The organism is Mycolicibacterium llatzerense, from assembly GCF_000878195.1.
GTDB classification, from domain to species: Bacteria; Actinomycetota; Actinomycetes; order Mycobacteriales; family Mycobacteriaceae; genus Mycobacterium; species Mycobacterium llatzerense.
Window position 1 is genome coordinate 14,610 of sequence record NZ_JXST01000057.1, and the last position, 13,750, is coordinate 28,359.

The window sequence follows — 13,750 nt, forward strand, 5'->3', positions numbered from 1 at the left end:
CGGGAATCTCCCGGAGCCCTTTTCGCGCCCGTTGTCAGCTCACCCGTGGTACGGCGCGGCCTTGACCGGCGGGGCCGCCTTGGGGACGGCCTCAACGTTGCTCGGCGTCGTCTGCGTGGCGGTGGCGCCGAAGTTCATGTCGGCGACCACCGGCTGGGTGTACTCGCCCGATGAGGCGCCATGGCCCGACGAGGCAATGGGTGCCACGGCTGGAGCGGGGGCATGGATCGTGCCGTAGGCGCCGAGCGCGATGCCCGCGGCGACCCCGACGAATCCGAACGTCTTTGCCACGTTCATGGCGTCCTCCTTAATGGCTATCGCGTAAATAGTTGTCCAGATGTTATGAGCCGTTTTTCGGCAGGGCCTGCCAGCAGCCTGGAACGTGCCTGTGAATAGCCGATTTCAGCTGTGACGTCGGCCTCGGCGATACTCATGGGCATGGCGGACAGCGGCAGGGCGCACAGCGATGTCGCGCTGGCCGCCGAGGTCGCGCAAGAAGCAGGTGAGTTCCTGCTGTCGGTGCGCGACCGGCTCGGCTCCCACGATCCGTACACCCTCGGCGCGGCCGGTGACCGGCACGCCAACACGCTGATCCTCGATCGGCTGCGCACGGCCCGCCCCGACGACGCCATCCTGTCGGAGGAGGCCGCCGACGACCTGGTGCGGCTGCGCTCGGACCGGGTGTGGATCGTCGATCCGGTCGACGGCACCCGCGAATTCGGCCGGGGCCGACCGGACTGGGCGGTTCACATCGCGCTGTGGCAGCGCGATGGCAGCCCGCACGGGTCCATCACCGACGCGGCCGTCGCGCTGCCCGCACACGGTGAGGTGCACCGCACCGACACTGTGATCGGCCCGCCGCCGCGTCGTCCCGGCCCCATCCGCATCGCCACCAGTACCTACCGGCCCCCGGCCGTGGTGTGGTGGCTGCGCGATGTGCTCGACATGGAGCTCGTCGGCATCGGCTCGGCCGGCGCCAAAGCGATGGCGGTGGTGCGCGGCGATGTGGACGCCTACGTGCACGCCGGCGGGCAGTGGGAATGGGACTCGGCCGCCCCGGCCGGCGTAGTGCAGGCGGCGGGGCTGTTCGCGTCGCGCCTGGACGGCTCGCCGCTGCGATACAACCGGCCCGATCCGTACCTGCCGGACTTCGTCATGTGCCGCCCCGAGTTCGCCGACACCCTGCTCGACGCCGTGCGCCAGGTGTCCTGAAGGCTCCTGAAGTGACCGTGTCTCGGGACACACCCTAGAGTCGATGTCATGCGATCGTGGCTGGCGCCCAGCGTCCCGAACCTGCCGGGCCGCGGCCCCGAACTCCGGCTCTATGACACCGCCGACCGTCAGGTCCGGCCGGTCTCCGCTGGTCCGAAGGCCACCATGTACGTCTGTGGGATCACCCCGTACGACGCCACGCACCTCGGTCACGCCGCCACCTATCTGACCTTCGACCTGGTGCACCGCTACTGGCTCGACGCCGGTCACGATGTCCAGTACGTGCAGAACGTCACCGACGTCGACGATCCATTGTTCGAGCGGGCGGCGCGCGACGGCATCGACTGGCGCGCCCTCGGCGACCGCGAGACCGAGCTGTTCCGGCAGGACATGACGGCGCTGCGGGTGCTGCCGCCGCACGACTACGTCGGCGCTATCGAGTCGATCTCCGAGGTCGTCGAGCTCGTCGAGAAGCTGCTGGCCTCCGGCGCGGCGTACGTCGTCGACGACCCCGAGTACCCCGACGTCTACTTCCGGGCCGACGCCACCACGCAGTTCGGCTACGAGTCCGGCTATGACCGCGACACCATGCTGGCGCTGTTCGGCGAACGCGGCGGCGACCCCGACCGCGCCGGCAAGGCCAGTCAACTGGACGCCCTGCTGTGGCGGGTGCAGCGACCCGGCGAGCCGAGTTGGCCGTCGCCCTTCGGCGCGGGCCGGCCGGGCTGGCACATCGAGTGCGCCGCGATCGCGCTGAACCGCGTCGGTCCCGGCCTGGACATCCAGGGCGGCGGCAGCGACCTGACCTTCCCGCACCACGAGTTCTCCGCCGCACACGCCGAATCGGTAACGGGGGAGCGGCGTTTCGCCCGGCACTACGTGCACGGCGGGATGATCGGCTGGGACGGCCACAAGATGAGCAAGAGCCGCGGCAACCTGGTGCTGGTGTCACGGCTGCGGGCCGACGGCGTCGACCCGGGCGCCATCCGGCTGGGTTTGATGGCCGGGCACTACCGCGCCGACCGCTTCTGGAGCCCTGAGGTGCTCACCACGGCGCAGGAGCGGCTGCAGCGCTGGCGGGCGGCCACCGCGCTGCCCGCCGGGCCCGATGCCACCGATCTGCTCGCCCGGGTGCGCCGGTATCTGGCCGACGACCTGGATACCCCGAAAGTCCTTGCTGCCCTTGATGGTTGGTCGACGGATGCGCTCGAGTACGGCGGTCACGACCCGGCCTCGCCGCGGTTGGTGGCCGACGCCATCGACGCGCTGCTCGGGGTGACCCTCTAGTCACTTCCCCGTGCGGGTACGTTTTGCCACCATGGGTTCTGTGTACGGAAAAGTCGTCTTCATCACCGGTGGTGCTGCGGGGGTCGGGGCCGAGGTGGCCCGCCGGTTGCACCGTAAGGGCGCCAAGCTGGTACTTACCGACGTCGACGCGGCAGCGCTGGACGCCACCGCCGCCACGCTCGGTGACGATGTCCTGACCGTGGTCGCCGACGTGCGCGACCTGTCGTCGATGCAGGCGGCGGCCGACGCTGCCGTCGAGCGGTTCGGCGGTATCGACGTGGTGATGGCGAACGCCGGCATCGCCACCTACGGCTCGGTGCTGCAGGTCGACCCCGAGGCCTTCAAGCGGCTGCTCGACATCAACGTGCTCGGGGTGTTCCACACCGTGCGCGCCACGCTGCCGTCGGTCCTCGACCGCCGCGGCTACGTGCTGATCGTGTCGTCCCTGGCCGCGTACACCGCTGCGCCGGGCCTGGCGCCGTACAACGCGTCCAAGGCCGCCGTCGAGCACTTCGCCAACGCGCTGCGTCTCGAGGTCGGGTACCGCGGCGTCGACGTCGGTTCGGCGCACATGTCCTGGATCGACACCGCCATGGTTCGCGACTCGAAGTCCGACCTGTCGACGTTCGCCGAGATGCTGACGAAGCTGCCGTGGCCCATCAGCAAGACGACGTCGGTCGACAAGTGCGGCGAGGCCTTCGTCGCCGGTATCGAGGGACGCAAGACCCGGGTGAACTGCCCCGGCTGGGTCGGCGCGCTGCGCTGGCTGCGGCCGCTGCTGGCGACGCGCATCGGTGAGGTGCCGGTGGCCAAGTTCGTGCCCGACCTGCTGCCCCGGATGGACGCCGAGGTGGCCGCTCTGGGCCGCTCGTCCAGCGCTCAGGCCGAGCAATTCAGTAAGGGATGACGGTGCGGGTCGGCATCGTCTACCTCTGCCTGGCGGCCCTGCTGTTGTCGGCCACCGGCTGCTCCGGCCGCGAGTCGTCGGGTCCCTCGGCGCCGCAGCCGCCGACGCCGGACCAGGTGCGGGCCATCGCGAAATCCGCTTACACATACGGATTTCCGATGGTCGACAACTACCGGGTCCAGTACTCGTACTTCGCCGACAAGGCCGGGCCCGAATACAAGGGCGCCTGGAACGAGATCCACAACACCGCACGTGTCTACACGCCGGAGGACAAGGCGATCCAGACGCCCAACTCCGACACGCCGTACTCGTTCCTCGGTGCCGACCTGCGTGCCGAGCCGTTGGTGCTGAGCGTCCCGCCGGTCGAGGCCGGGCGCTACTACTCGCTGCAGTTCGTCGACGGCTACACCTACAACATCGCGTACGTCGGCAGCCGCGCCACCGGTAACGGCGCAGGCAAATACCTGCTGGCCGGCCCGAATTGGCACGGTGCGACGCCGCCGGGCATCGAGCGGGTGATCCGCAGCTCGACCGAGCTGGCGTTCGTGCTGTACCGCACCCAGCTGTTCGGGCCGACCGACATCGAGAACGTCAAGAAGATTCAGGCCGGTTACCAGGTGACCCCGTTGTCTGGGTTCCTCAAGCAGCCGCCGCCACCGCCCGCACCGCCCATCGACTTCGTCGCCCCGCTGTCCGCGCAAGATGAGCGCACGTCGCCGAAGTTCTTCGAAATCCTCAACTTCGCAATGAAGTTCGCGCCGGCGCAACCTGCCGAGGAGGTCATGCGGCAACGCTTCGCCACCATCGGCATCGGTCCCGACGGCACCTTCCAGGCAGACCAGCTGACACCCGAGAACCGCAAGGCTGTCGAGGACGGCATGGCCGAGGCTTGGGCGGCGTTCGACACGTTCAAGAAGGACAAGGTCGACACCGGTGAGGTGACGTCGGCCCAATTGTTCGGTACCGCAACCGATCTCAAGGGCAACTACCTGTACCGGATGGCCGGCGCGGTGCTCGGCATCTACGGCAACACCGCGGCCGAGGCGATCTATCCGGGGGCGGCGAACGACAGCACCGGCGCGCCGCTGATCGGTGCGAACAACTACACCCTGCGGTTCGCCCCCGGGCAGCTGCCGCCGGTCAACGCCTTCTGGTCGGTGACGATGTACGAGCTGCCGCAGAGCCTGCTGGTGCCCAACCCCATCAACCGGTACCTGATCAACTCGGCCATGTTGCCTACCCTGATCAAGGATCCGGACGGCGGCATCACGCTGAATCTGCAGAACAAGTCACCGGGACCCGCCCGCGAAGCCAACTGGCTGCCGGCACCGGCGGGCCCGTTCGTCATCGCGATCCGGCTGTACTGGCCCAAACCCGAAGCACTCGACGGTACTTGGAAGGCCCCCAAGCCAATTCGGGCTTAGAACCTCGCCGAGTGGCCATCTATTACACGCATTTGCCCGATTTGCGTGTCATGACTGGCCGCTCGGCGGTCTAACGACCTCTGCGCTTCAGGTACCGCTCGAACTCGGCGGCCAGGGCGTCGCCGTCGATCTTGCCGAGTGCCTCGTTCATGTCGACCTCGGCATCGCCGCGTTCCTCGAGGGACTGCACGTATTCGGCGATCTCCTCGTCGTCGGCCGTCATCTCGGTGACCGACAGCTCCCACTCCTCGGCCTGCGCCGGCAGGTCGCCGAGTGGCACCTCGACGTCGAGGGCGTCCTCGACGCGACGCAGCAGCGCGACGGTGGCCTTGGGGCATGGGGGCGCCGACACGTAGTGCGGCACCGCCGCCCAGAACGTGACGGCCGGGATGCCGGCCTGCACACAGGCGTCCTGGAAAACCCCGGCGATGCCGGTCGGTCCCTCGTAGCGGGTCTCCTCGAGCCCGAAGAACTTGGCCGAATCGGCTGAGTACGCCGCGCCGGACACCGGCACCGGGCGGGTGTGCGGGGTGTCGGCGAGCAGCGCGCCCAAGATGACGACGGTGTGCACGTTGAGCTTGTCCAGGATCGCCAGCAGCTCGGCGCAGAAGGTGCGCCACCGCATGTTCGGCTCGACGCCGTGCATCAGCACCACGTCTCGATCCGAACCCGGCGGGCGGCAGTGCGAGATGCTCATCGACGGCCACACCAGCTCGCGCGTGACGCCGTCCACCTGGCGGATCACGGGACGATTCACCTGGTAGTCGTAGTAGCTCTCATCGTCGATCTCGACGAGGGTCCGGGCCTCCCACATGGCATCGAGGTGCTCGAGGGCGTCACTGGCGGCGTCCCCCGCGTCATTCCACCCCTCGAATGCCGCGACGACGACGGCATCGTGCAGTTCGGGCAGGTCAAGTCCCTGGAGGAGGGGCCGGTCGGCGGGGCTCACAACGCCAGCGTAAGCCCTTATGGGCACCTGCGAGCGCTACCCCGGGGCGGGTCGGGCCGGCAAACCGGTTTGGTAGTCCGGCCTACCATGTTGATGTGACTGCACTGGACAAACAACTGTCCAACGTGGGCGTCCGAACGTCTGTCAGCTGACGACGTAGACTCTTTGGCGTCGAGAGGCGTTGCAACGGAATCCGGTCGGCCCGGTATCCGCCACGCTCGGCAGAGTTAAGGACGCCTTCCGCAATGGAAGGAACGCATGTGACTGCCGCCCCGGTGAAGACTTTCGTGCCGAACATCCGCCCCGACTGCACCGACGAACTCACGGCTGCGCTGGGTCAGCGGATCATGGTCATCGACGGCGCCATGGGCACGGCGATCCAGCGGGACCGGCCCGACGAGGCCGGCTACCGCGGCGAGCGGTTCAAGGACTGGCCGAGTGACCTCATCGGCAACAACGACCTGCTCACCCTGACGCAGCCGCAGATCATCGAAGGCATCCACCGCGAGTACCTCGAAGCGGGCGCGGACATCCTGGAGACCAATACGTTCAACGCGAACGCGGTCTCGCTCGCCGACTACGGCATGGAGGCGTTCGCCTACGAGCTGAACTATGCGGGCGCCGCCCTGGCGCGCGAGGCCGCCGACGAATTCAGCACCCCGGAGAAGCCGCGCTACGTCGCCGGCGCGCTGGGTCCGACGACGCGCACCGCGTCGATCTCGCCCGACGTCAACGATCCGGGTGCACGCAACGTCTCGTACGACCAGCTGGTCACCGCGTACCTGGAGGCTGCCAACGGCCTGGTCGACGGCGGCTCCGACATTCTCATCATCGAGACGATCTTCGACTCGCTCAACGCCAAGGCCGCGGTGTTCGCCGTCGAGACGCTCTTCGAGCAGCGCGGTCGCCGCTGGCCGTTGATCATCTCGGGCACCATCACCGACGCGTCCGGACGAACGTTGTCCGGTCAGGTCACCGAGGCGTTCTGGAACGCGATCCGGCACGCCAGGCCCCTCGCCGTCGGCCTCAACTGCGCCCTGGGTGCGCCCGAGATGCGGCCGTACATCGCCGAGGTGGCGCGGATCGCGGACACGTTCGTCTCCTGCTACCCGAATGCGGGTCTGCCCAACGCCTTTGGCGAGTACGACGAGTCGCCGGAGCGGCAGGCCGGCTACATCGAGGAGTTCGCCGAGGCCGGCCTGGTCAACCTGGTGGGCGGTTGCTGCGGCACGGCGCCGCCGCACATCGCCGAGATCGCCAGGGTCGTCGAAGGCAAGGCGCCCCGCGAGCTGCCCGAGATCCCCGTGGCCACCCGGCTGTCGGGCCTGGAGCCCCTCAACATCACCGAAGACTCGCTGTTCGTGAACATCGGTGAGCGCACCAACATCACCGGCTCCGCGCGGTTCCGCAACCTCATCAAGGCCGAGGACTACGACACCGCCCTGTCGGTCGCCCTGCAGCAGGTCGAGGTCGGTGCGCAGGTCATCGACATCAACATGGACGAGGGCATGATCGACGGCATCGCCGCGATGGACCGGTTCACCAAGCTGATCGCGGCCGAACCGGACATCAGCCGCGTCCCGGTGATGATCGACTCCTCCAAGTGGGAGGTCATCGAGGCGGGCCTGAAGAACGTGCAGGGCAAGCCGATCGTCAACTCGATCTCCATGAAGGAGGGCGAGGAGAAGTTCATCCGCGAGGCCCGGCTGTGCCGCAAGTACGGTGCCGCCGTCGTCGTGATGGCCTTTGACGAACAGGGACAGGCCGACAATCTGGAGCGCCGCAAGGAGATCTGCGGGCGTGCGTACCGGATCCTGACCGAAGAGGTCGGCTTCCCGGCCGAGGACATCATCTTCGACCCGAACTGCTTCGCGTTGGCGACGGGTATCGAGGAGCACGCGACCTACGGCATCGACTTCATCGAGGCGTGCGCCTGGATCAAGGAGAACCTGCCCGGCGTGCACATCTCCGGCGGCATCTCGAACGTGTCGTTCTCGTTCCGCGGCAACAACCCCGTCCGCGAGGCCATTCACGCGGTGTTCCTGTTCCACGCCATCAAGGCCGGCCTGGACATGGGCATCGTCAACGCCGGTGCGCTGGTGCCGTATGACTCGATCGACCCCGAGCTGCGGGACCGCATCGAGGACGTCGTGCTGAACCGTCGCGAGGACGCCGCCGAGCGGCTGCTGGAGATCGCCGAACGGTTCAACAAATCGGAGAAGACCGAGGACCCCAAGGCGGCGGAGTGGCGCAGCCTCCCGGTCCGCGAGCGGATCACGCACGCGCTGGTCAAGGGCATCGACGCGGACGTCGACGCCGACACCGAGGAACTGCGCGCCGAAATCTCCGCCGCGGGAGGTCGCCCGATCGAGGTGATCGAGGGCCCGCTCATGGACGGCATGAACGTCGTCGGCGATCTGTTCGGCGCGGGCAAGATGTTCCTGCCGCAGGTCGTGAAGTCGGCCCGCGTGATGAAGAAGGCCGTCGCCTATCTGCTGCCGTACATCGAGGCGGAGAAGCAGCCGGGTGACGCCGAGACGACCAACGGCACCATCGTGATGGCGACCGTGAAGGGCGACGTCCACGACATCGGCAAGAACATCGTCGGAGTTGTCTTGCAGTGCAACAACTACACCGTGGTCGACCTCGGTGTGATGGTGCCTGCCCAGAAGATCCTGGACGCCGCCAAGGAGCACAAGGCCGACATCATCGGGCTGTCCGGCCTGATCACCCCGTCCCTCGACGAGATGGTCAACTTCGCCGTCGAGATGGAACGCGAAGGGCTGGAGATCCCGCTGCTGATCGGTGGCGCCACGACCTCGCGTGCCCACACGGCCGTGAAGATTTCGCCGCGCCGCAGCGGCCCGGTGGTCTGGGTCAAGGACGCGTCCCGCTCGGTGCCGGTGGCGGCCGCGCTGCTCGACGACAAGCAGCGTCCCGCTCTGATGGAGGCCACCGAGAAGGACTACGCGGCCCTGCGCGAACGGCACGCCCAGAAGCACGAGCGGCCGATGCTCACGTTGGAGAAAGCCCGCGCCAACCGGACGCCGATCGAGTGGGACGGCTACACGCCGCCGGTGCCCGCCCAGGGCGTCGGCGTTCGGGAGTTTCTCGACTACGACCTGGCCGAACTGCGCGAGTACATCGACTGGCAGCCGTTCTTCAACGCCTGGGAGATGAAGGGCAAGTTCCCCGACATCCTCAACAACCCGGCGTCGGGTGAGGCCGCCCGCAAGTTGTACGACGATGCCCAGGAGATGCTCGACACCCTGATCAAGGAGAAGTGGCTGCGCGCCAACGGCGTGATCGGTTTCTTCCCGGCGAACGCGGTCGGCGACGACATCCAGGTCTACACCGACGAATCGCGGTCCGAGGTGCTCACCACCCTGCACAACCTGCGCCAGCAGGGCGAGCACCGCGCCGGCATCCCGAACAAGTCGTTGGGTGACTTCATCGCGCCCAAGGACACCGGTTTGGCCGACTACGTCGGCGCGTTCGCGGTCACCGCCGGGCTCGGCAGCCAGGACAAGATCATGGAGTTCAAGGCCGCCATCGACGACTACAGCGCCATCCTGCTGGAGTCCATCGCCGACCGATTGGCCGAGGCATTCGCCGAACGGATGCACCAGCGGGTTCGCGAGGAGTTCTGGGGATACCAGCCCGACGAGCAGCTGGACAACGAGGCGCTCATCGGGGAGAAGTACGTCGGCATCCGCCCGGCGCCCGGCTATCCGGCCTGCCCCGAGCACACCGAGAAGGCGACGCTCTGGGAGCTGATGGACGTCCAGGAACGGGCCGGCATCGAGCTGACCGAGTCGATGGCGATGTGGCCCGGCGCGGCCGTCAGTGGCTGGTACTTCTCGCACCCGCAGTCGCAGTACTTCGTGGTCGGCCGGCTGGCCCAGGACCAGGTCGCCGACTACGCACGACGTAAGGGCTGGACGCTGAAAGAAGCCGAGCGCTGGCTGGCACCCAACCTCGGCTACAACCCGGAGGACTGATACCCATCTCCCGCCCCAGCTTCGCCCGCCCAACGCTCAAAGCTGTGCTCTTCGACATGGACGGCACGCTCGTCGACTCCGAAAAGCTGTGGGACGTCGCGATGCACGCCTTCTACGCCCAAAAGGGCGGGGTGCTGACCGACGCGGTGCGGGAGACGACGGTCGGTGGCTCGGCGGAGAACGTCATGCGCATCGTGTACGACGACCTCGGCCTGGACCCGACCCCGGAATCCATGGCCGAGTCCGCGGACTGGCTGCACGACTACACCGGTGAGCTGTTCGAGCAGGGGCTGCCGTGGCGGCCTGGTGCGCAGGAGTTGTTGGAAACGTTGGCGGTCAGCGAGATTCCGCTGGCGCTCGTGACCAACACCCGGCGCACGCTGACCGAACAGGCGCTGAAAACCATTGGTAGTCACTACTTTACGGCCACCGTCTGCGGCGACGAGGTGCCCGACGGTAAGCCGCATCCGGCTCCGTACCAGCGCGCCGCCGAACTGCTCGGGGTCGTGCCGCAGGACTGCCTGGCGATCGAGGATTCGGTGACCGGTGCGCAGTCGGCGGATGCCGCGGGCTGCGTCGTGCTCGTGGTACCCAATGACGTCGCAGTGCCCGACGGGCCACGCCGCCGGCACATCGAAACGCTGGCCGGGCTCGGGGTCGCGGACCTTCGTGACATCTACACCGAAATGTGTTCGTAGCCGCTAGTTCTGGTCCGGTAGTGGGGTCTGCTGTGCGATCGTTGACGCACACCACGCAGCGCTGCGAAAGGACGTCCGATGTCCCATGGCCCGATCGGTGACGACACATCGGCGATCTTCGATGACGAAGAGTTCGACTCCGGCCGCAGTGCCGTGCGCATCGCCTCGGTAGCCGCGCTGGGCGGTTTGCTCTTCGGCTACGACAGCGCCGTCATCAACGGTGCGGTGAAGTCGATTCAGCAGTACTTCGACATCGGCGACCAGGCCTTGGGCATTGCCGTCGCCTCGGCGCTGCTCGGTGCGGCAGTGGGCGCCATGACCGCGGGGCGGCTGGCGGACCGCGTCGGTCGACTCACCGTGATGAAGCTGGCCGCCCTGCTGTTCTTTGTCAGCGCAATCGGGGCCGGCGTGGCGACCAGCATCGAGATACTGGTCGCGTTCCGCATTGTCGGTGGCCTTGGCGTGGGCATCGCGTCGGTGATCGCGCCGGCCTACATCGCCGAAACATCGCCGACGAGCATCCGTGGTCGGCTCGGGTCCCTGCAGCAACTGGCCATCGTCAGCGGCATCTTCCTGTCGCTGGCGGTCGACGCGCTGCTGGCGCACTTGGCCGGCGGCGCGAGCAGCGTGCTGTGGCTGGGTCTCGAGGCCTGGCGCTGGATGTTCATCCTGATGGCCATCCCCGCCGTGGTGTACGGCCTGCTGGCCTTCACGATTCCCGAATCGCCGCGTTATCTCGTTGCCACACATCGGATTCCGGAAGCCCGCAAGGTGCTCACCATGTTGCTGGGGGAGAAGAATCTGGAGATCACCATCGGTCGCATCCAGCAGACGCTCGAGTCCGAGTCGAAGCCCACCTGGCGCGACATGTGCAAGCCCGGCGGCGGACCCTTGAGCCTCTACGGCATTGTCTGGGTTGGTCTGGCGCTGTCGGTGTTCCAGCAGTTCGTGGGCATCAACGTGATCTTCTACTACTCGAACGTGCTGTGGGAGGCCGTCGGTTTCGACGAGAGCTCGTCGTTCGTCATCACCGTCATCACCTCGGTGGTGAACATCCTGACAACGGTCATCGCGATCATGCTGATCGACAAGATCGGCCGCAAACCACTGCTGCTCATCGGTTCGGCCGGGATGACGCTGACGCTGGCCACCATGGCGATCATCTTCGGCACCGCCCCGCAGGTGAACGGGGTACCGCAGTTGGGTGGCGTCGAAGGGCCCGTCGCCCTGATCGCCGCCAACCTGTTCGTGGTCGCGTTCGGCATGTCCTGGGGGCCGGTGGTGTGGGTGCTGCTGGGGGAGATGTTCCCCAACCGCATCCGTGCCGCGGCGCTGGGTCTGGCCGCGGCCGGCCAGTGGGTCGCCAACTGGGCGATCACTGTCAGCTTCCCTGAACTGCGCAATACGCTCGGAGTCGCATACGGCTTCTACGCGCTGTGCGCTCTGCTGTCGCTGGTGTTCGTCGCCAAGTGGGTTCGCGAGACCAAGGGCGTTGCGCTCGAAGATATGCACGCCGAGTTGCTGGCAAAATGACGTCGCCGGGTGGCTTGCACAGCTGGAATGACTGACTGAACCCGGTCCCAAGTTCAGCGAATATCCGTCAGATGGCTGATGCCGTGAGTATTGACGTTGTAGATAATTATCGGCGGTGAGCGTTGGTGCTGCCGTGGTTCTGACGCTCCTTCACGGAAGGGGTGCGCAATGGTCAACGGCGGCTCTCGTTGTGTAGCTCGTCTGAACGTTCTTGTCGCGGTCGCTACTGCCGTGATCGTGGTGGTCGGCTTTGTGGGTGCGGCCCCTCCGGGGCGTGATCCCGAGGTCGCCATCAGTGCTGCCCGGGTAGCCGCTGTGAATACGTCGATGTCGGCGCAATGGGCCCCGCTGGACCAAGTCGTGGCCACCCACGCCGACTTGATGGCGGCCGCAGCGCACGTGGTGGTAGGTGGCGGCTCGAATCTCGGCGCCGCGGCCGCGATGACGCCGAAGGTCGGATCCGGCACGGCTCCAACGCCTTTGGCAGCCACGTCAACATCGCTACCCACGCCGCAGCCTGCTGGGGCCGTCGCAGTTATCGAGCAGGCGATTGTGTCCGCGCTGTCGACGGCGTTCCTGACGTTGGCCCAGCCGTTGGTCAGTACGCCCGAATTGGCAGCGGTCTTCGGGCCCTTCGTGTTCTTGGGCATCATCTTGTACGGATTGGTCGTGGGCGTGCCGCTCACAATTTTCAACTCCATCGCTGCCCCGATACTCAACTTGCTGCCGTTCGCGGCGGTGCCGACGCCGGTCTCGGCGAAAACCGTTGCCCGTACTGCGGCAGTGCCAGACCCCACGGCAGCCCCGCCAGATCCCACCGCAGCCGGCAAAGGACAGCCGCGGGCCACCGGCGCCGACGTAGACGCCGATGTCGTGAAGGCGCCCTCAGTTGCGCCCCGTGGCTTCATGCAGAGGCGCCTGAAGCCGGCACTCGTGGTGCCGACCGCTGCTACCACCGATTTCGCCGTCGCCGAGGCCGACAACGGCAAACCGCAGGGACGTCCGGCGTCCGATCAGCTGAACACCCCCGGCGTCCGCGGCAATAGTGGCGGCGCGAAAGCGGGTGCTGGGAAGAGTGACGCCGGCAAGTCCGACACCGCAACATCTGACACTGGAAAGTCATTGTCGCGCAACAAGAAGTCAGGCCCCAGCGGCAAGTCAGGAGGTGGCCAATCCGGTGATGCGGGCCGGCCTGGTGCTGCGGGCCAGTCCGGTGATTCGGGCCAGTCCGGTGATTCGGGCCGGTCCGGCAACGGCAACAAGGGCGGCTCCTAGCCATTGACGGGGCCGCTGCCGGGCCACTGGATCGCCACGGCGGATCGGCTCAGTCGACGGGAACGGCCTCACCTGCACGGGCAGCCGCCACCCCGGCGCGACCAGCTCATCGCGCCGTATCAGTTTGCGGGACTGTTACTTTCGCCGTCACCATCCTCGCCCTCGGTGGGGTAGAGCTGGGGTTGGTAGATGGTGTTGGTGCGGGGTTGGCCGACGTCCAGTAGTGGTGGTGGGGTCCAGTGCGCTCGGCCGTTTTTCATGGTGGTGGTCCAGCCACCGTCGGTGGCCAGGCGGTTGTCGGGTCCGCAGGCCAGCGCGAGGTCGGTGATGTTCGTCTGGCCGCCGTGACGCCAGTCGGTGACGGCGTGGTGGGCTTGGCAGTCGGCGGCGGGCCGTGTGCAGTCGGGGCGGGTGCAGCCTTTGTCGCGGGCGAACAGGGCCAGGCGTTGACCGGTGGTCGCGGT

11 protein-coding genes are annotated in these 13,750 nt (G+C 67.3%); 8 read left to right on the top strand and 3 right to left on the bottom strand.

The window, feature by feature from the left end; translation table 11 throughout:
• Positions 1-39 precede the first annotated feature (39 nt).
• Positions 40-297: a hypothetical protein gene (locus TL10_RS26895; RefSeq protein ID WP_043396129.1), complete on the bottom strand. Its 258-nt coding sequence runs from the start codon at positions 295-297 to the stop codon at positions 40-42.
• 135 nt (positions 298-432) lie between these two features.
• Between TL10_RS26895 and TL10_RS26900 the strand changes: the two genes are divergently transcribed.
• The 4 genes from TL10_RS26900 to TL10_RS26915 are packed head-to-tail and all read left to right on the top strand — an operon-like array spanning position 433 to position 4,830.
• Positions 433-1,212: a 3'(2'),5'-bisphosphate nucleotidase CysQ gene (locus TL10_RS26900; RefSeq protein ID WP_043988062.1), complete on the top strand. Its 780-nt coding sequence runs from the start codon at positions 433-435 to the stop codon at positions 1,210-1,212.
• Between the two features lie 48 nt (positions 1,213-1,260).
• The gene (gene mshC / locus TL10_RS26905) at positions 1,261-2,499 is read left to right on the top strand and encodes a cysteine--1-D-myo-inosityl 2-amino-2-deoxy-alpha-D-glucopyranoside ligase (protein WP_043988064.1); all 1,239 of its coding nucleotides are present in this window, start codon (positions 1,261-1,263) and stop codon (positions 2,497-2,499) included.
• A 31-nt stretch (positions 2,500-2,530) separates the two neighbouring features.
• Positions 2,531-3,406 carry an SDR family oxidoreductase gene (locus TL10_RS26910; protein WP_043988072.1) on the top strand — a complete coding sequence of 292 codons (876 nt, stop codon included), beginning with the start codon at positions 2,531-2,533 and terminating at the stop codon, positions 3,404-3,406.
• On the top strand, positions 3,403-4,830 hold the full coding sequence (locus TL10_RS26915; RefSeq protein WP_110789234.1) for a DUF1254 domain-containing protein: 1,428 nt from the start codon (positions 3,403-3,405) through the stop codon (positions 4,828-4,830). The genes TL10_RS26910 and TL10_RS26915 overlap by 4 nt, the downstream gene beginning before the upstream one ends.
• A 70-nt stretch (positions 4,831-4,900) precedes the next feature.
• Here TL10_RS26915 and TL10_RS26920 read toward each other — a convergent pair whose 3' ends face one another.
• Positions 4,901-5,779 (bottom strand): PAC2 family protein, encoded by an 879-nt coding sequence (locus tag TL10_RS26920; RefSeq protein WP_043396118.1) that lies wholly within the window; start codon positions 5,777-5,779, stop codon positions 4,901-4,903.
• A gap of 245 nt (positions 5,780-6,024) precedes the next feature.
• Here TL10_RS26920 and metH point away from each other — a divergent pair, with 245 nt between their 5' ends.
• The 4 genes from metH (at position 6,025) to TL10_RS26940 (ending at position 13,286) form a co-directional block, all read left to right on the top strand.
• Positions 6,025-9,780, top strand: a complete 3,756-nt coding sequence (metH, locus tag TL10_RS26925) for a methionine synthase (RefSeq protein ID WP_043988067.1) — start codon at positions 6,025-6,027, stop codon at positions 9,778-9,780.
• 44 nt (positions 9,781-9,824) lie between these two features.
• Positions 9,825-10,478 carry an HAD family hydrolase gene (locus tag TL10_RS26930; protein ID WP_267884358.1) on the top strand — a complete coding sequence of 218 codons (654 nt, stop codon included), beginning with the start codon at positions 9,825-9,827 and terminating at the stop codon, positions 10,476-10,478.
• Between the two features lie 78 nt (positions 10,479-10,556).
• Complete coding sequence (locus TL10_RS26935) at positions 10,557-12,011, top strand: sugar porter family MFS transporter (RefSeq protein WP_043988068.1); 1,455 nt, start codon at positions 10,557-10,559, stop codon at positions 12,009-12,011.
• Positions 12,012-12,248: 237 nt separating this feature from the next.
• A complete protein-coding gene (locus TL10_RS26940; protein ID WP_192830319.1) occupies positions 12,249-13,286 on the top strand; it encodes a hypothetical protein in 1,038 nt (345 codons plus the stop codon).
• Between the two features lie 119 nt (positions 13,287-13,405).
• Here TL10_RS26940 and TL10_RS26945 read toward each other — a convergent pair.
• The coding region (locus tag TL10_RS26945; protein WP_043988070.1) for an HNH endonuclease signature motif containing protein at positions 13,406-13,750 on the bottom strand (345 nt) is incomplete at its 5' end.